Annotated in this window: 19 protein-coding genes; 15 read left to right on the top strand and 4 right to left on the bottom strand. The window is 57.1% G+C overall.

From position 1 onward, the window contains the following. Positions 1-8: 8 nt before the first annotated feature. Positions 9-230 (bottom strand): hypothetical protein, encoded by a 222-nt coding sequence (locus ACR0IV_RS21575; RefSeq protein WP_480661080.1) that lies wholly within the window; start codon positions 228-230, stop codon positions 9-11. A gap of 127 nt (positions 231-357) precedes the next feature. On the opposite strand from ACR0IV_RS21575, the gene ACR0IV_RS21570 reads away from it, so the two are divergent. After that, positions 358-744 (top strand): RidA family protein, encoded by a 387-nt coding sequence (locus ACR0IV_RS21570; protein WP_480734440.1) that lies wholly within the window; start codon positions 358-360, stop codon positions 742-744. Positions 745-1,006: 262 nt separating this feature from the next. On the opposite strand, the gene ACR0IV_RS21565 is transcribed toward ACR0IV_RS21570, so the two are convergent. Genes ACR0IV_RS21565 through ACR0IV_RS21555 form a run of 3 tightly spaced genes read right to left on the bottom strand, consistent with a single transcriptional unit; the run spans position 1,007 to position 3,368 of the window. Continuing rightward, positions 1,007-1,480 (bottom strand): thioesterase family protein, encoded by a 474-nt coding sequence (locus ACR0IV_RS21565; RefSeq protein WP_480661084.1) that lies wholly within the window; start codon positions 1,478-1,480, stop codon positions 1,007-1,009. Continuing rightward, on the bottom strand, positions 1,480-2,370 hold the full coding sequence (locus ACR0IV_RS21560) for an amidohydrolase family protein (protein ID WP_480661086.1): 891 nt from the start codon (positions 2,368-2,370) through the stop codon (positions 1,480-1,482). Before ACR0IV_RS21560 ends, ACR0IV_RS21565 begins: the two co-directional genes overlap by 1 nt. Next, positions 2,367-3,368 (bottom strand): ester cyclase, encoded by a 1,002-nt coding sequence (locus tag ACR0IV_RS21555; RefSeq protein ID WP_480661088.1) that lies wholly within the window; start codon positions 3,366-3,368, stop codon positions 2,367-2,369. Before ACR0IV_RS21555 ends, ACR0IV_RS21560 begins: the two co-directional genes overlap by 4 nt. 160 nt (positions 3,369-3,528) lie before the next feature. On the opposite strand from ACR0IV_RS21555, the gene ACR0IV_RS21550 reads away from it, so the two are divergent. The 14 genes from ACR0IV_RS21550 (at position 3,529) to ACR0IV_RS21485 (ending at position 17,456) form a co-directional block, all read left to right on the top strand. Next, entirely contained in the window at positions 3,529-4,575 is a 1,047-nt protein-coding gene (locus ACR0IV_RS21550; RefSeq protein WP_480661090.1) for an ABC transporter ATP-binding protein, read from the top strand. A gap of 100 nt (positions 4,576-4,675) precedes the next feature. Further along, positions 4,676-5,920 carry an ABC transporter substrate-binding protein gene (locus ACR0IV_RS21545; RefSeq protein ID WP_480661092.1) on the top strand — a complete coding sequence of 415 codons (1,245 nt, stop codon included), beginning with the start codon at positions 4,676-4,678 and terminating at the stop codon, positions 5,918-5,920. Positions 5,921-5,991: 71 nt separating this feature from the next. Then, positions 5,992-7,023, top strand: a complete 1,032-nt coding sequence (locus ACR0IV_RS21540) for a carbohydrate ABC transporter permease (RefSeq protein ID WP_480661094.1) — start codon at positions 5,992-5,994, stop codon at positions 7,021-7,023. 9 nt (positions 7,024-7,032) lie between these two features. Beyond that, on the top strand, positions 7,033-7,914 hold the full coding sequence (locus tag ACR0IV_RS21535; RefSeq protein ID WP_170525366.1) for a carbohydrate ABC transporter permease: 882 nt from the start codon (positions 7,033-7,035) through the stop codon (positions 7,912-7,914). A 135-nt stretch (positions 7,915-8,049) separates the two neighbouring features. After that, entirely contained in the window at positions 8,050-8,580 is a 531-nt protein-coding gene (locus tag ACR0IV_RS21530) for an ester cyclase (protein WP_170742331.1), read from the top strand. Between the two features lie 11 nt (positions 8,581-8,591). Beyond that, positions 8,592-9,923 (top strand): histidinol dehydrogenase, encoded by a 1,332-nt coding sequence (gene hisD / locus ACR0IV_RS21525; RefSeq protein ID WP_480661096.1) that lies wholly within the window; start codon positions 8,592-8,594, stop codon positions 9,921-9,923. Further along, the gene (locus tag ACR0IV_RS21520) at positions 9,920-10,972 is read left to right on the top strand and encodes an ester cyclase (RefSeq protein ID WP_480661098.1); all 1,053 of its coding nucleotides are present in this window, start codon (positions 9,920-9,922) and stop codon (positions 10,970-10,972) included. The genes hisD and ACR0IV_RS21520 overlap by 4 nt, the downstream gene beginning before the upstream one ends. A 1-nt stretch (position 10,973) precedes the next feature. Continuing rightward, the gene (locus tag ACR0IV_RS21515; RefSeq protein WP_480661100.1) at positions 10,974-11,741 is read left to right on the top strand and encodes an SDR family NAD(P)-dependent oxidoreductase; all 768 of its coding nucleotides are present in this window, start codon (positions 10,974-10,976) and stop codon (positions 11,739-11,741) included. Continuing rightward, a complete protein-coding gene (locus ACR0IV_RS21510; protein WP_480661102.1) occupies positions 11,741-12,760 on the top strand; it encodes a LacI family DNA-binding transcriptional regulator in 1,020 nt (339 codons plus the stop codon). Before ACR0IV_RS21515 ends, ACR0IV_RS21510 begins: the two co-directional genes overlap by 1 nt. Beyond that, complete coding sequence (locus ACR0IV_RS21505) at positions 12,757-13,731, top strand: nuclear transport factor 2 family protein (protein ID WP_480661104.1); 975 nt, start codon at positions 12,757-12,759, stop codon at positions 13,729-13,731. Before ACR0IV_RS21510 ends, ACR0IV_RS21505 begins: the two co-directional genes overlap by 4 nt. A gap of 151 nt (positions 13,732-13,882) precedes the next feature. Then, entirely contained in the window at positions 13,883-14,845 is a 963-nt protein-coding gene (locus tag ACR0IV_RS21500; RefSeq protein WP_480661106.1) for a cupin domain-containing protein, read from the top strand. A gap of 102 nt (positions 14,846-14,947) precedes the next feature. After that, a complete protein-coding gene (locus tag ACR0IV_RS21495; RefSeq protein WP_480661108.1) occupies positions 14,948-16,072 on the top strand; it encodes a cobalamin-independent methionine synthase II family protein in 1,125 nt (374 codons plus the stop codon). Then, entirely contained in the window at positions 16,069-16,764 is a 696-nt protein-coding gene (locus ACR0IV_RS21490) for an alpha/beta fold hydrolase (protein WP_480661110.1), read from the top strand. The genes ACR0IV_RS21495 and ACR0IV_RS21490 overlap by 4 nt, the downstream gene beginning before the upstream one ends. After that, entirely contained in the window at positions 16,761-17,456 is a 696-nt protein-coding gene (locus ACR0IV_RS21485) for an RraA family protein (RefSeq protein ID WP_480661113.1), read from the top strand. The genes ACR0IV_RS21490 and ACR0IV_RS21485 overlap by 4 nt, the downstream gene beginning before the upstream one ends. Positions 17,457-17,617 lie beyond the last annotated feature (161 nt).

The raw sequence follows: 17,617 nt of genomic DNA, 5'->3' as shown, positions 1-17,617 counted from the left end.
CTGTCCGTTCAAGCAGTTTGCGGAACTAGCCATCTAAACACAGCAAGTTTCGAACCGCATTCAGACTTCAGAAAAGAATGCGACAAAGCCACCTCGCCGACATTATCCAGACGGTCCCCGGAAAAGGGTTTGCGTGTTACGGCTTCATAGCCGTTTGCAGCCAGCCAGGTGACTACTCGGTCATCGTTAGGCTCATCGCCATGGCGCACCAAAAGGACACGCGGTGCCATATTCTCCCTCCTTCAGAGAATTGGTTTGCGTGGCCCTGATATTGATCTGTGCCAGAGAGTTTTTTTAGGCTTGCAAACTAACAGCTATCTTGCAAGCCTTTTGTGTGATCTGAAATTGAGCAACAAAATGAAAACCTTAATGCCAAAGTCTATTCGACCTCCATTTGGTAATTATGTCCATGGCACCGAGATACCGGCTGAGAAACGAATGGTTGTCACCTCTGGTCAGCTCGGTATCCGGACCGATGATTCGATCCCGGAAAGTTGCTATGAACAGGCCGTGATTTGTTTCGAAAGCATCCGCGAAATCCTGCGCGATGGAAAAATGGAACCCTCCGATGTCGCCCATATTTCAGCTTACGTAACCAGCCGTGAATACATGGCTGATTATATGCGTGCACGGGACGAATTTCTGGCCGGAACCGGGCGTGTCCCAAGCTCAACCTTGCTGATCGTTTCAGGGTTCACACGGGAAGAGTTCAAAGTCGAAGTGGAGGTCATGGCCGCGAAATAAAAAGCCCTTGCCTACGCTAAGCTGGGTCGATCCGAAGATACAGTATTGGTGACCTCAGGCGCTTTTTTTCTAGTAAGCTTCGGTTTGACCGCAAACATATGATTAGGTTGGTACGGCCTTTCACTGTTGTCCTCGTTCAGAGCTTATTCCACGGGGTCACGCCGGGGACGGTCTCTTGTTCGCCAAATGGTTCCGGCGTTTTCCTAACCATTCCAGTGGACCACTTCAGCGGAGGAGGGTCATTCTTTCTCGTGTGCGGGTATCACGTTGAGCGTGCATTGCGCGCGATCGTCATCGAACGTGAACGGTGCTTTAGGTCTACCGCATCGACAGACGACAGCGTTGCTGACTGCAAACGCTGCAGAATCTCATCCGGTATCGGTACCGCATGAGGGCTTGGTTTTTGCTGGACGTGAAGCTCTACGAATTCACCGACCGCTGCGAGATCACCGTCTCTGAGCATTTCCATATGCAAGTGAAAGCGCTTTTCATCACAATTCAGAATACGCGTTTCGACTCGAAGATGGTCGGCTTCCTTCACTTCCTTCAGATAATATTTGTGGTCTTCAAGCAGGTAAATCGTGCACCCGGTGTGCGCGCGATATTCAGCATCGAACCCGACCTCGTCCTGCATTGCATCGACGGCGTGGCTGAATACTAACCCGTAATAGGCGTCTTGCATATGGCCGTTATAGTCGATCCATTCAGGCTTCACCGTGGTTTCAAAGGTGAACATCAATCTCGGGGCACCTCAAGATCATAGAAACGTGCTGCGGTCTCACGGAACACCGCCGAATGCACCTCAGCGGGCACCAGATGGTGGTAAGCCTGCTTCAGAGAGGCGTAATCGCCGTAGAGCTTATCGACCGGGAAATTTGAGCCAAACATGACCCTCTCATGTCCGAATTGGTCAAGACAGGTCTCGACAATCGGGCGAATGCTGTCAGGCGTCCAGTTGTGATCGAACATGCCCAGACCGGAGAGCTTGCATGAGACATGCGGCAGATCGGACAACGCGCGCAGTCTTTGAGCCCATTCCTTCAGGCCCGCCGGGCTGCGGTCATGCGGTGAGCCTGCGTGACACAGCGCAACCCGGGTGTCCGGTGCCTGCGCCAGTACCCCAGCCGTTTTCTGCATCAACTCAGGGATGAGCTGCAGATCAAAGCTGAGACCGCGCCGCCCGGCCTCCTGCAGCCCGTCCAGAAATCGCGGATCGTCCAGTAGGGTATTGGTGCCTGTCTGCGCGTCCTCACCGGGTGCGCGGCCAACGATCTGGCGCACGCCACGCACAGTCGGAAGGGCCTGAAACGTGTCAAACTGGGCGGACAGGTCGGTCGAGGTCAGGTCACAGAACACAACCTGCGCCATTGGCCAGTCTGGATTGGCATCGGCAACGCTTTGGACCCACCGGGCTTCGTGCAGACCGTTTTCGGCCCCCACCTGGATATGGACCGAAGCACCGACGCCGCAGGGTGCGGCTTCGGATCGGAACTCGCGCAGCATATAGTCTCGCTGAATCAGCTTCGGGTCGCCAAAGAACCTTTCCACTCCGCGTGCCATCAGCCACGGATAGTGCACCGCCTCAAGGTCCCAAAGGTGGTGATGCGCGTCGATCCAGTCGGTCATGTCCGCGGTACTTCCGCCATGCGTCCCAAAATATCGACACCCTGTTGTTTCCAGAAATGCAGCAGGTCGATAAAGATCCAGTTTTCGGCCAGCTTGTCGCCCTCGCGCCGATAGATGTCGATCACGCGGAATTCACCGGGCTTTTCGGTGGCCGGCATGCCCATAAATCCACCTGTCGGACGGGCGGTGAAATTCGGCCAGCCGAAAAAGCCGCCATAGTGACCCTCAGCCATGCGGCAAATGTGTTTGGTCTTTGAACGGTCGGTGAAGGATGCGCGGAACACGCCCGAGTGCTGCTTTGCATAGCGCTCGATCGTATAGGTCGCACCGATCCCGGCGGGCCCCCACCAGATCATGTCTTCGCTCCATGTCTGGCGCAGTTCGTCCTCAAGGCTCAGGCCGCTTTTCCATTGGCCGAGATCGGAAATCATGGCATTTATCGCGCCCAGCGTTTTCTCACCCACTTCGGCGGGCTGGGGGCTGAACATTAGCCCGTCATGCGTCATCGGCCCGGGTTGAACCAGATGGGCCGCGGTCTGCGGCGGGAACGGCTGAAGCCCGGCCTGCATCATTAGATGAGGGATGTCGAAATACATCGCCGTCTCGGTGATTTTGCCGTTCTCGACCTTGTTGAACTCGCAGTAGCGCAGAAACGCCATCTTGCCTGTTGGGGCGATGCCCAGCCATGCATTGTCGAACAGACCCATGAGGTGCCCCATAGAAACAACCCAGACCGAGGTGAACCCGTCCATCTCGTTTTTGCCGGCCATGAACACGTCCATCCGACGCTGCATGCCCTGCAAGCTGTGCTTCAGTGGGCGCCAGAAATTCTGCGCCACGTCTTCGGCGCCACGCAACTCATCAAACGGATGGAACCCGCGCCAAATGTAGTCTTCGGCACAGAATTCTGACAGCGCGCCAGTAAGAGCTGATTCGTCGGCCTTGCTGAGCACCTTGTAGTTATCGAGAACGACTGTTTTTTGGGCTTGATAAGACATTATCATTTTCTTTCAGTGCTCTAACCGCTGAAATCAAGCGGTCTTCGGGGTGGGTGAGGCGCGCTTTTGCATGCGTTTGCAAAAAAAGCTTGCCAGATGTTTCTTTTGTTGTCTATGCTTTTTGCAAACGTATGCACGGCGACCCACAGGGAGGGACTCAATGGCCGAGATTCAACTTCGCAACGTTGGGAAGCGTTGGGGTTCGTTTGTGGGGGTCGACAATTTCGACCTGACGATTTCCGACAAGGAATTTCTGGTTCTTCTCGGCCCGTCAGGCTGTGGCAAAACGACGACCATGCGCATGATCGCCGGTCTGGAAGATGCCAGCGAAGGTGACATTCTGATCGACGGCACCCGTGTCAACGACATGGAGCCCAAGGATCGTGATGTCGCGATGGTGTTCCAGTCGTATGCTCTTTATCCGAACATGAACGTTTATGAGAACATTCGGTTTCCGTTGAAGGTTCGCGGCATCGACCCGTCCACGCATGACGAGAAAGTGCGCCGCGCCTCCGCCATGGTCGAACTGGACGACTTCCTGCACCGCAAGCCCGCAGAATTGTCGGGCGGTCAGCGTCAGCGTGTTGCGCTTGCCCGTGCAATCGTACGCGAACCGAACGTGTTCCTGATGGATGAGCCGCTGTCGAACCTCGACGCAAAGCTGCGCGTTTCCACCCGTGCGCAGATCAAGAACCTCAGCCATGAACTGGCGGTGACCACGATCTATGTGACCCATGACCAGATCGAAGCGATGACGCTGGCCGATCGTGTGGTTGTCATGAAACAGGGCGTTGTACAGCAGGTTGGCAGCCCGACCGAGATTTACGACACCCCAGCCAACACCTTTGTGGCCAGCTTTATCGGCAATCCGGCAATGAACCTAATGGAAGGTGAGGTTCAAAGTGGCACTTTCACGGCCAAAAACGTCGAAATCACGGGGCTGAACGCTCCGGACGGCCCGATGACATTGGGCTTCCGGGCCGAAGACGCCGGCCTTGCCGCCGAAGGACAGGGGCAAATCAACGCCCCTATCTACACGCAGGAATTGCTGGGCGATGCCACTATGATTTCTGTTCGTGTCGGCGGTGCCCTGGTATCGGTGAAAGCCGACAAGAATTTCCGAGCAGAGATCGACGACATGGTTTCAATCTCGGTTCCAGCTGAAATCTGCCATTTGTTTGACGGCAAGACGGGTGCCCGGATCTGAACACGGCCCCGCTTTATGATCGGGGACAAACCCCGGCGTTAGAAACTCATGCGTGAACGGGCCACGCACTCAAAAAACTCAGAAAAACAGGGAGACAGAAATGTTCCTTAGAAAAATCGCTACAGCAACCGCTTTTGTAGGTCTGATGGGTTCGGCAGCTTACGCCGCCGAATGTGGCCCGGAAGGTCAATCCATTCGAATCCTCGCCAGCGACTTCCCGGCAATCCACGCAGTCGCGGGAGCCGCTGAAGCCAATTGTGGTGGGGCTGCAGCTGAATTCAACACCAACCACACCACCGAAGCGCGTTCGATCATGAACGCCGCTCTGACGCCAAATCCGTCGGAATATACATCGGTGATCCTGGCCAACTCGACGTTGACCCAACTGATGAACGACGGTTTGGTGCGGCCGCTGAATGATCTGGTTGAAAAATACAAGGACAGCATTCCGCCGAACCTGCTGATCACCATTGATGGCAACGTCATGGCCGTGGCCTTCATGGCCAACTCGCAGCACTTGTTCTCACGCAAGGATATTCTGGAACAGGCTGGCTTTGAGGGCATCCCGGCAACCTATGAAGAGGTTCTGGAGGCTGCCGAAAAAATCCGCGCCGCTGGAATCATGGAACATCCGATCGCAATGAACCTTCAGACCGGATGGAATCTGGCCGAGGTGTTCAACATGATCTATCTCGGTCATGGCGGCGAGTTCTTTGTACCCGGTTCGGCCGAGCCGTCGATCAACAACGAAAAAGGTGCGGCAGCACTGGAAGTCATGAAGGCTCTGGCGGAGTACGCCCACCCCGACCACCTGACCCACGCGTCGAACGAAACGCAGGGTCTGTGGGAATCCGGTCAGGCGGCTCTCGCGGTCATGTGGGGTTCGCGTGGCGCACCAATTCTTGATGATGAAGGGTCCACCGAGGAGGTGACCTCGAATACGGTTTTGTCTGCGGCACCGACTGTTGGCGGCGGATCGATCCCTTCTGCCACGCTGTGGTGGGACGGTATTACCATTGCATCCAACGTGTCGGACGAAGAGGCCGAAGCAACTTTTGCCGCGCTGATCAGCGCCCTGACCCCGGAAATGGTGGCTGCGAACAATGATGATGCCGTCTGGCTGCTTGAAGGGTTCCAGCCGGGACCGGCTGCGGCGGGTGTTTCGGCAACCGTTAAAGGTGGTGCAAAGCCTTATCCGATGATCCCGCAAATTGGCCTGCTGCATGCAGCACTTGGTGCGGAACTCGCGGATTTTCTGAAGGGTGATGAAAGCGCTGAACAGGCGTTGGCGGATGTCGAAGCCGCTTACAGGACCTCGGCTAAAGAAGCTGGCTTTCTCAAGTAACACTCCCCGGCCTGAGGGGGCGCATCCAGCCCCCTCATCTTTTTTCCGGACTAAAGATTGGGACGTACGCCATGAAGCACCGCACCTTTTTCTGGTTCATACTGCCAACGCTTTCCGCAATGATCCTGTTCATTGCTCTGCCGATCGTCTCGGTTTTCGTCCAATCGCTCTTTGTCGAGCACGAGCAGGTTCTGCTGGTTTCTGAAAGTTGTGGACCGTTCGGATGCACCCCAACCACTACGGTTGACACAGAGGCGACTGCAAAGCTGCGCGCAGAGCAACCTCTGGGCCGTTTCAATGGTTTGGGCACATATATCAACCGTTCACACCTGGCTTTTGCCGAGATCGGAGAGGCTTGGGCGAATTCTGACAGCTTGGGTGACTTCTGGGCGCAGGTGTATAACCTGCCGTTCTACAGCGCCCTGACATTTACTTTGGCCTACACCTTTATTGTTACGCCGTTGGTTCTGGCCCTGGGGTTGGCGATTGCCGTAGGTGTCAATAATCTGCCCCGCGCGCTCAAAGGCGTTGCGATTTTCATCTCGCTACTGCCGTTTCTCGTTACTCCGCTGGTTGGCTCATTGATCCTGTTCTGGATGGTCGATGGCGACGGCGTCATTGGTGCCACCATTCAGCGCATATTCAATGATCCGTCACTGAGCCTGAAAGCTTCGACGGCGCTGACATGGACCATGCTGATGGTCTACGGTGTGTGGCATACCCTGCCGTTCAGTTTCATCACCTTCTACGCGGGTCTGCAAACCGTTCCCGATGATACGATGGAAGCGGCACAGATCGATGGCGCGACGAAGTGGCAGCGCTTGATCCACGTGATTGTTCCGCATCTGATGCCGCTGGTTTCGTTTGTGACACTCATGCTGATCATGGACAACTTCCGGGTTTTTGAGCCGATCGTCAGCTTCAAGGCCGAAGCTCACGCACAGTCGCTCAGCTGGATCATCTACAATGACCTGCGCGAAAGCGGCAATCCGCTCTATGCGTCAGCAGGCGCGACTTCGCTGATTACCATCATCCTTGCGGTCATCCTGATGTCACCGGTGCTTGTTCGCACCTGGCGCGACTTCACCCGTAAATCTCACTGAGGACACGACATGGCGACCAAAGCACAATCCCGCATGACCCCGCTAAAGCTGTTCTCTTACGGCTTCGTGGCCCTCTGGCTGATAATTGCCGCCTTCCCGTTCTTCTGGACCTTTTGGGGTAGCTTCAAGGTGCAGGCAGACTTCTTGTCCAAGGCCGACTGGATGAACGCCTTGACCGGTGCCAACACGATCGAGCAAACCGGCAGCGCCTTTACCGGCGCCGGCTATCACGGGGCATGGGTGCTGGAGGATTTCTGGTTCAACTTCAAGAACACCGGCATCGTAGTTTTCTTCACCGTGCTCATCTCGCTGACCTTCGGAACCCTCGGGGGTTACGCATTGGCGCGGTCCGGTTTCCGCTATGCCTTCTGGATCTTGATGGCCGCACTGGTGTTCCGCGCCATGCCGCATATGACGTTGGTCTCGGGTTACCTGCTGTGGTTCTTCGAGTGGAATGTCTGGGGCATCCTGCCGACCACCATCATCGTGCTTGTGGCGATTAACCAGCCCTTTACCCTGTGGATGCTGCACTCGTTCTTCAAGAACATCCCCAAGGACATGGACGAAAGCGCCATGGTTGATGGCTGTACCCGGTTCCAGGCTTTCCGGCATGTAATCGTACCGGTCATGTGGCCCGGCGTGATCACCACCGGCCTGTTCAGTTTCCTGCTGGCCTATAACGACTTTACCGTGGCCGTGATGCTTCTGAGTGAAGAGAATGAGACCATCATTCCCGCCATCAACAGCTTCATGGGCACCACCCAGGTTGAAGGCAAGGTCATGTACGCGGTCGCGGCCGTGGTTTCTGCCACCGCCCCACTGTTTGTCCTGATCCTGTTCTTCCAGCGCCAGATCGTCAGCGGTCTGACGGCAGGGGCGGTCAAGGGCTGATGAGTGCATCTGCAAGACATAACGCCGTTGGGCGCCACCCGGCGCTCAACCGGATGCCAAGGGATTTTCTGACGGCTGATTGACCCTCCCCGTCCGCACAGAACCCCCCTTGGTACTAACAAAAGGAAGAGAGACATGAAGGGCTCCCGCCCCGAACAAGCCGTGCTGACACGCGACACGGATATGAGTAAAACCGACGAGACCCGCGCCGTGATCGAAGGGATGGTCGATGGTTTGAACGACCACCGCATCGACGATATTGGAGAATTTTTCTCGGAAGGGTTCCGCTGGTTGGGCAATCAGGGTTGCGGCACAAAGACCGGGCTCAAGGAATTTCAGGAAAACTGGCAACGCCCGTTTCAGGCTGCGTTTTCCGACAAGACCTGCATCGATGAGGCCAGGCTTTACATGGGCGAATGGGCTGCGGCTTTTGGCCGTCAGGAAGCGACCCATTCCGGTGAATTCCTGGGCATCGCGCCCACCGGCAAGCGAGTCGAGATTCGATATATGGATTTCTGGAAAGTCGTCGATGGCAAAATCGTCGACAACTGGGTGAATGTCGATTTTGCCCATGTCGCCGCGCAGCTTGGCGTTGATCTGTTCAATGGTGAAGGCTGGGAAACATTTGACCGGGGAGAGAAAACTCCGCCCCGGCCCGACAATTGAGGATTAGGACAATGGCAATTGAATATCTGAAACGCGGCAAACCCGAAGCTGACCGGGTCGAAGACGATGCCAAAACACGCGCTGTCGTCGAGACGACGCTGAAAGATATCGAAACTCGCGGTGACGCAGCAGTGCGCGAGTTATCGGAGAAATTCGACAACTATTCACCTGAGAGTTTCCGCCTGAGCCAGCAGCAGATCGACGACCTGATCGCGTCGCTGACCGAACGCGAGCTTGCCGACATCAAGTTCGCACAGAAACAGGTGATGAACTTCGCGCAGGCGCAGAGAGACTCGATGCTGGATATCGAAGTTGAAACGCTTCCCGGCGTTATTCTGGGTCACAAGAATATTCCGGTGCAGTCGGTGGGTTGCTACGTGCCGGGTGGCAAGTTTCCGATGGTGGCTTCGGCGCATATGTCGGTCGCAACCGCAAAAGTCGCTGGGGTGCCGCGTATCATCGCCTGCACCCCGCCGTTTCAGGGCAAACCGAATGCTGCCGTGATTGCGGCCATGCATCTGGGCGGCGCGCATGAGATCTATGTCATGGGCGGCATCCAGGCCATCGGCGCCATGGCGATCGGTACCGAAACCATCAATCCGGTTCACATGCTGGTCGGCCCCGGCAACGCCTTTGTAGCCGAAGCCAAGCGCCAGCTCTTTGGTCGCGTCGGTATCGACCTTTTCGCTGGTCCGACCGAGACCATGGTCATCGCCGATGAAACTGCTGCGGATGCCGAGCTTTGCGCGACCGATCTGTTGGGGCAGGCCGAGCATGGCTATAACAGCCCCTGCGTTCTGGTCACCAACTCGCGCAAACTGGCCGAAGGCACACTGAGCGAGATCGACCGTATCCTCGGTATCCTGCCCACTGCCGGCACCGCCAAGACCAGCTGGGAGGAATATGGCGAGGTCATCGTTTGCGATACGTATGATGAGATGTTGCAAGTGGCGGATGACATCGCATCCGAGCATGTGCAGGTGATGACGGATCGCGACGACTGGTTTCTGGAAAACATGACCTGCTACGGCGCGTTGTTCCTTGGGCCACGCACCAATGTAGCAAACGGCGATAAGGTGATCGGTACTAACCACACCCTGCCAACCAAGAAAGCCGGGCGTTATACCGGCGGGCTTTGGGTCGGCAAGTTCATGAAAACGCACAGCTATCAGAAGATCGTCACTGATGAGGCAGCAACGATGATCGGCGAATACGGTTCGCGGCTTTGCATGCTGGAAGGGTTTGTCGGCCATGCCGAACAATGCAACATCCGCGTGCGCCGCTACGGCGGGATCAACGTGCCTTACGGCGAAGGTGCCCCTTACCGAGAGGCTGCGGTATGAGCGACGCCCATTCAGAGAACAAAGCGCTGATCGCCCCGTTGCGGGCGGCGATGTACGACTTTGAGGAATCCGGTGTGCGTGCCGCGTTGGATGCGCTGATCGCACCGGATGCGGTTGTGCATATGCCGCACCCCTTTGGGGATCTGACCGGCCCGCAGGAGCTCTACGACAGCTGCTATGCGCCGCTGCTGAAATCCATGCCCGATCTGGAACGACGAGACTGGATCGTGATGGGCGGCCCTACGGAACACGGCGATGATTGGGTCGGTTGCGGCGGCCACTACGTTGGCACTTTCGTCGTCCCCTGGCTGGACATCCCACCGACAGGGCACCTGGCCCATATGCGGTTCCATGAATTCTACCGCTTCGAAAATGGCAAGGTTGTCGAGATCCAGACACTTTGGGACATTCCCGAAGTGATGATGCAGGCGAAGGCCTGGCCGATGGCCCCGTCACTGGGGTTGGAGTTCTGCACACCCGGCCCGGCGACGCTGGACGGCATCGTGCCCGGACCATGGGACGAGGCCAAATCTCAGGTCTCGTGCAATCATATCGTCGACATGCTGAACCATCTGAAAAAACACCCCGGCCAGGGTGGACCCGAAGTGATGGAGATGGAAAAGTTCTGGCATCCTCGCATGAATTGGTACGGTCCGGCCGGGATCGGCACCGGGCGGGGCATCGCAGGCTTCCGTAATTGGCACCAGATTCCGTTCCTGAACGGCATGCCCGACCGCGGTAAATACGTCGAGGATATCACTTACCATTTCTTTGGTGATGCCGAATATGCCGCGGTCACCGGCTGGCCGAATATGATCCAGACCGTCACGCATGATGGCTGGATGGGCATTGCCCCTTCGGGTAAACGCATCACGATGCGCAGCCTTGATTTCTGGCGGCTGGAAGACGGGCTGATCCGTGAGAACTGGGTTATGGTCGATCTGCTGGACGCCTACCGCCAACTGGGCGTAGATGTCTTTGCCCGCCTGCGCGAGTTCAACAAGGCACGTGTTCCGGGCACAATTCCGTTCCCGGTCGGCGAGGTCTGATATGCCCCAATTCCCCAGCACCCCCAGTTTCAACCTAGGCGGCAAGCGCGCGCTGGTTGCCGGAGCCTCGTCTGGCATCGGCATGGCCTGTGCCGTAGCGCTGGCGGAACATGGTGCTGAGGTCACGTTGGCAGCGCGCCGCACTGGCACGTTGCAAGATATCGCGAGTGAGATGTCAATGCGCGGATGGTCAGCCAAGACACTTGAGCTGGACGTCTCAGACGTTGCAGCCACTGCCGAGGCCGTGGCGCAGAACGGACCATTCGATATTTTGGTGAACTCGGCCGGGCTTGCCCGCCACAGCAAGGCAGTAGACACCAAGCCGGACGATTTTGACGCGGTCATGGGCGTTAATGTCAAAGGCGCCTATTTCCTGACCCAAGCTGTTGCCAAAGGTCTACTCGACACCGGTCGCCCCGGTTCGCTGATCAATATCTCAAGTCAGATGGGTCATGTCGGCGGTCGCGAGCGCGCCGTGTATTGCGCGTCGAAATTCGCGGTTGAAGGATTCTCTAAGGCGATGGCGCTGGAATTCGGACCCTCGAAGATTCGGGTCAACACGATCTGCCCCACCTTCATCCTGACAGATCTGACAAAGTCGACGTTCGACGATCCGGACAAGCGAGCCTGGATACTGGACAAGATAAAACTGGGGCGCCCGGGAGAGATTGAAGACATCATGGGGGCCGTAGTCTATCTGGCCTCAGATGCGTCGGCATTGGTGACCGGTACGGCATTGATGGTGGACGGAGGTTGGACGGCGGACTGATGGCGACACACAAGGTTACATCCATGGAAGTCGCCCGTCTCGCAGGGGTCAGCCAATCTGCAGTCAGCCGGGTTTTCACGCCTGGCGCGTCGGCGTCCAAGAAAACGATTGAAAAGGTGCGCAAGGCTGCCAAAGAACTGGGATATCGCCCGAATGTACTGGCCCGCGCTGTGGTGTCTGGCAAAAGCCGGATCATCGGGCTCGTAGTGGCATATCTGAACAATCAGTTCTATCCCGAGGCACTGGAACGGTTGACAAACACGCTGCAGGAACGTGGCTACCACGTGCTGATATTCATGGCCTCACATCAGGCAGGCAATATAGACAACGTGATCGAGGAAATACTCGACTTTCAAGTCGACGGGATCATTGCTGCTTCGGTGGCGTTGTCGTCGGATCTGTCCGACCGCTGCCGAACCGCAGGCGTGCCGATGGTGTTGTTCAATCGGGCGCAAGACGACACTTCCATGTCATCGGTTACATCCGACAACGTTGCCGGAGGGCGAAAGGCCGCCGAATTCCTGTTGGCCGGCGGGCATAAGAAGATCGGTTATATTGCCGGATGGGAAGGCGCATCGACCCAGCGTGACCGCGAAACCGGGTTCGTTTCGGCGTTGCTGGAGGCCGGAGTTACCCTGCACGCCCGCGAGGTCGGAAATTTTGTCGCCGAAGAAGCCCGGCAAGCCACGCTACAGATGTTCGAAGTCGACCCGCCCGATGCTGTTTTTGTCGCCAATGATCACATGGCTATATCCGTGATAGATACTTTGCGTTTCGAGTTGGGATTGACAGTTCCGGGCGATGTTTCGGTCATCGGGTATGACGACGTGACCGTCGCTTCATGGCCAGCCTACAACCTGACCACAATTCGACAGCCCGCCAACCGCATGGTCGCGGAAACGGTGGATATTCTGCTCAGCAAGATTGAGGATTCCGATGCTCGCCCACGCAGGGTTGAGATTGACGGACCGCTTATTGTCCGCGGCTCTGCCCGCATACCTGAAGGATGGAAGAGATGAAGGGATTTGATCCCAAATTCAAAGATTTCCCCGACTATATAATCGGGATCACCAAAGAGATTTGGGAGGATCGTGGCATTGCCACTTTGAACCACTATTACGCTCCGGATATCGTAGTGCGTTCGCCTGGTTCGGTTGTGGTTGGCAATCAGGGGGTTATCGCTGCCACGATGGCGACCCTTGCCGAGTTTCCGGACCGTACATTGCTTGGCGAGGATGTGATCTGGTCGGGCACACCGGAAGAGGGCATGCTGTCGTCACACCGCCTGCTGTCCACGGCAACGCATTTGGGCGATGGTGTGTATGGCAACGCGACCGGCAAAAAGCTGGTTTATCGCATTCTAGCCGACTGCCACGCAATCAATAACCAGATCAACGACGAATGGCTGATCCGCGACCAGAGTGCGATCGTCCAGCAGATGGGTTGGGATCCCAAGGAATATGCCCGCGATCTGATCGCACGCGAGGGTGGGCCTGACGCTTGCGTGCAACCCTACACGCCTGCAAACGACAAGCCTGGCCCTTACAAGGGGCGGGGAAATGATAATGAATGGGGCCAGAAATACGCTGATATACTGTCCCGCATCATGAATGCTGACATGGGCGTGATCGAGGCGGAATACGATCGGGCTGTGTTGTCGGAATATCCTGGAGGCACGACGGGGCATAGCTGGGGTCCGGTGGATCGGTTCTGGATGGGATTGCGCGCCTCGTTCCCGAATGCCGAGTTCAAGATTCACCACCAGATCGGCCGCGATGATCCGATGATGCCGCCGCGCGCCGCGATCCGCTGGACGCTGCACGGCAAGCATGACGGCTGGGGCGTTTTCGGCGTTCCGACCGGGGCCGAGGTCTTTGTTCTGGGCATCAGCCAGGCCGAGTTTGGTCCCCGGGGTCTGCGCAAGGAATATACCCTGTTTGACGAAACCTCGATCTGGAAACAGATTCTGCTGAAAACCGGCGATCTCTAGAATGTCGTACCGTGTCTCAAATCTGGATGCCGGGCAGGCGTTGCGGAGGTTCCACGCCCACCGCACCAGCCTGCGCGCCCGGCGGCTGAACAATCGCCCGCCGGGAGGTTTGGTTTGATCCGATCAAACCCAAATCGAAAGGAGACAAGATATGAGTACCATCGAAAGCCGCATCGTCCGTTATGGCGAACTGAAACCTTGTAAAACCGCGTTCATCGACGCCCACACACCGGGCTCGGACCAGAAAGAGAACTTTACCATCATTGGCGGCGGCGTCAGCGAAAGCCCCGACCAGCACGTCCACATCACCGATAAGATCGGCTTCAACATCGGCGCGGCGGGGCAACCGCCGAAATGCCGCAACTCGCTGCACAGTCACACCACCGCCGAGGTGTTCTTTGTCGCCAAAGGCCGTTGGCGGTTCTTCTGGGGGCGCTACGGTACCGCAGGTGAATTTATCGCCGAAGAGGGAGATATCTTCAACATCCCGACCGGCATCTTCCGCGGGTTCGAGAATGTCGGCCAGGACTATGGCATGATCATGTCGATGCTGGGCGGCGATGACGCCGGTGGCGGTGTGACCTGGGCTCCGCAAGTTATTCAGGACGCGCAGGCCCATGGCCTGGTACTGGGCAATAACGGCGTACTCTATGACAGCAAAAAGGGCGAGGAATTGCCGCACAACGTGCAGCCCATGCCCTTGCTGACCAAGGAGGAGTTGAAAGCCTATCCCGAGGTTCCCGTTGAGGCGGTGATCGGCAAATATGTCGCCCGGTACTGGGACCTGATGGCACTATCGGCGGACAAGCCTGCGGTCGTGATCGGTGAAAATGGCCTGATCAAAGACAAGCCCGGTTTCGAGGTTGATTTCCTGACACGCGGTTCGGCCGTTGCCGAACAGGTCATGGCGGAAAAACCCGTGGTTCTGATGCCGGCCAGCGGCCATTGGCGCATCAAGATCAATGAGGTCGAGACCACTCTGTCCAACGGCGATACCGCGCTGGTTCTGACCGGTGAAAGCTACAGCGCCGAGCCGTCGATGACTGGCGAAGCGGGTCTGTATCGTATCACTGCCACCGACGATCCGGCTGGAGCGACCTGGACGGGTGCATAACGCCAAAATTGCGTGCCCCGATTTCAATCGCGGCATGCTCAGCGCATCCTGCACCGGGTTTCCAGCCCGGCGCAGGAAAAAGATTTGAAGGGAGATGAATACATGACCCGCATTTCAACCACCCATGTGGGAAGTCTGCCGCGTAGTCAGGAGGTTGTTGACTTCATCTTCGCGCGCGAGCGGGAGGAACCGTTCGATCAGGCCGCATTCGATGCTTGCATGACCGCTGCCGTGTCCGAGACCGTGCGCAAACAGGCCGAGGCCGGGGTTGATATCGTCTCGGACGGTGAGACCTCAAAAATCTCCTATGCCACTTATGTAAAGGACCGCTATACCGGCTTTGCCGGAGACAGCCCACGCAACGCGCCGGCGGACCTCAAAATGTTTCCGGGCTTTCTGCAACGTTTGGCGAATGACGGTGGAACGCCGCAATATGCACGGCCCATGTGCGTGGGCGAGGTCCGCCCGAAAGGGCAGGGCGAATTGCAGAAGGACATAGATAATCTCAAGGCTGCGATGGCCGAACACGGGGTCAAGCGCGGCTTTATGAACGCCGCCAGCCCCGGGGTGATTTCCCTGTTTCTGCAAAATGATTTCTATCCGAAGCGTGAGGCCTATCTGGGCGCGTTGGCCGATGCGATGAAGGACGAGTACGAAACGATTGTTGCAGCCGGTCTGGATTTGCAACTGGATTGCCCGGATCTCGCCCTGTCGCGCCATATGCTGTTCACCGATCTGTCCGACGACGAGTTCGTGAAAATCGCCGATATGCATGTCGAGGCCTTGAATTACGCGCTGCAAAACGTCCCATCTGACAAAGTGCGTGTCCATATTTGCTGGGGCAATTACGAGGGTCCGCATTGCTGTGACATCGGCATGGACAAGGTGTTTTCGACGCTGATGTCCACCAAATCTCGCTATGTTCTGTTCGAAACCTCGAACCCACGCCATGCGCATGAATGGACAGTGTTCCGTGACCGTAAGAAAGAAATACCGGATGACAAGGTTCTGGTACCCGGTGTGGTCGACACCACGACCAACTTTGTCGAACACCCGGAACTGATCGCGCAACGTGTTGAGCGGTTTGCGATCATCGTAGGCGCTGAACGCGTGATTGCCGGATCGGATTGCGGCTTTGGCACCTTTGCAGGCTTTGGCGCAGTCGATCCGGATATCGCCTTTGCCAAGTTGGGCGCGCTTGCCGAAGGGGCTGCCCTGATCAAATGACGCCGCTTATCCTCCTGCCCGGAATGATGTGCGATGCGCGGTTGTTCACCCCGCAGATCGACGCGCTATCAGGCAAATACCCGATCTTGTCTGCACCCATCGGTGGGCAGGGCACAATGCAGGCATTGGCTGCCGATGTGTTGGCCTATGCACCCGAACGTTTTGCTATGGCCGGGCTCTCCATGGGTGGCATCGTGGCGATGGAAATCCTGCGGCAGGCCCCAGACCGTGTGGCCGGGTTGGCATTGATGGACACCAATCCACTGGCAGAGTTGGGCGAGGTCAAGGCCAGACGCGGCCCTCAGATCGACGCCGTCGAACGCGGCAATCTGCGCAAGGTGATGGCCGAAGAGATGAAGCCGAACTACCTGACCGACGGCCCGCGCCGCGCCGCCATTCTGGATTTGTGCATGGATATGGCCATGGTTCTTGGGCCGGACGTTTTCATCAATCAATCCAAAGCCCTGCGTGATCGCCCTGATCAGAGCAATACCCTGCGGGACTTCACCGGCGCAGCGCTGGTTCTCTGTGGGCGCGACGATGCCCTGTGCCCCGTCTCAAGGCATGAGTTGATGCACGATCTGATGCCGCAGAGCCGGTTGGAGATCATCGAAAACGCCGGCCATCTGCCGACTCTGGAACAACCGCAACAAACCACGGCGGCCCTGACCCGCTGGCTGGAGATGATATGAACCAATCCCTGCTGAACCTGCTGAAAAAGGTCGACACGCCAACCGTTTGCAACGCCATCGAAGTGGCTCAAGGCAAGCGCGGTTTCAATGATTTTACCCGGGGCACAATGTTATGCTCTGATCCCGATGCGGGCGCGATGGTGGGATATGCCCGTACCGCGAAGGTTGCCGCCGTGAACCCACCGGCCGAGGCACCTGACGTGATCCGCGCGCGTCGTATGGATTACTACCGGCACATGGCCGCAGGCACCGGTCCCGCCGTGACCGTGGTGGAAGACTTGGATTACCCCGACTGCATTGGCGCCTACTGGGGTGAAATCAATACGACTGTCCACAAGGGTTTTGGCATCAGCGGTGCGCTGACCAACGGCGTGATGCGGGACCTCGGCGACCTGCCGGATGAATTTCCGGTGGTTGCCGGGTCTGTCGGGCCAAGCCACGGGTTCGTGCACGTGAAAGAGGTTGGAACGCCGGTTACGATCTTCGGCCTGTCGGTCAAGGACGGTGACCTTGTGCATGCCGACCGGCATGGCGCTCTGGTGATCCCGCCCGAGGTGGTGGACGAGCTTGAACGGGCGATCATCAAGCTCCTTGAAACCGAAAAACTGATCCTGGATCCCGCTCGCGCATCAGGGTTCGATTTCGACGCCTTCGAAAAAGCATGGGCGGCGTTCGAAGCCTCGCGGACTTAGGAGCACGAGGCCGTTACCTGGAAAAAGGAGACCGGTCGAGCAGAGATATCCTGGAGGCGGTTAGGCGTATGGTTCTGTTGCAAACTTTGACCATTGACGCTCAAGAACGCAGAGAGTGAATAGCTGCCGGTGTAATTCAGCCGAAAGTCAGTTCATGATTT

Source organism: Ruegeria sp. C2 (genome assembly GCF_056537765.1).
The sequence above is the reverse complement of the archived record's forward strand: the minus strand, read 5'-3'. Positions and strand labels throughout refer to the sequence as shown.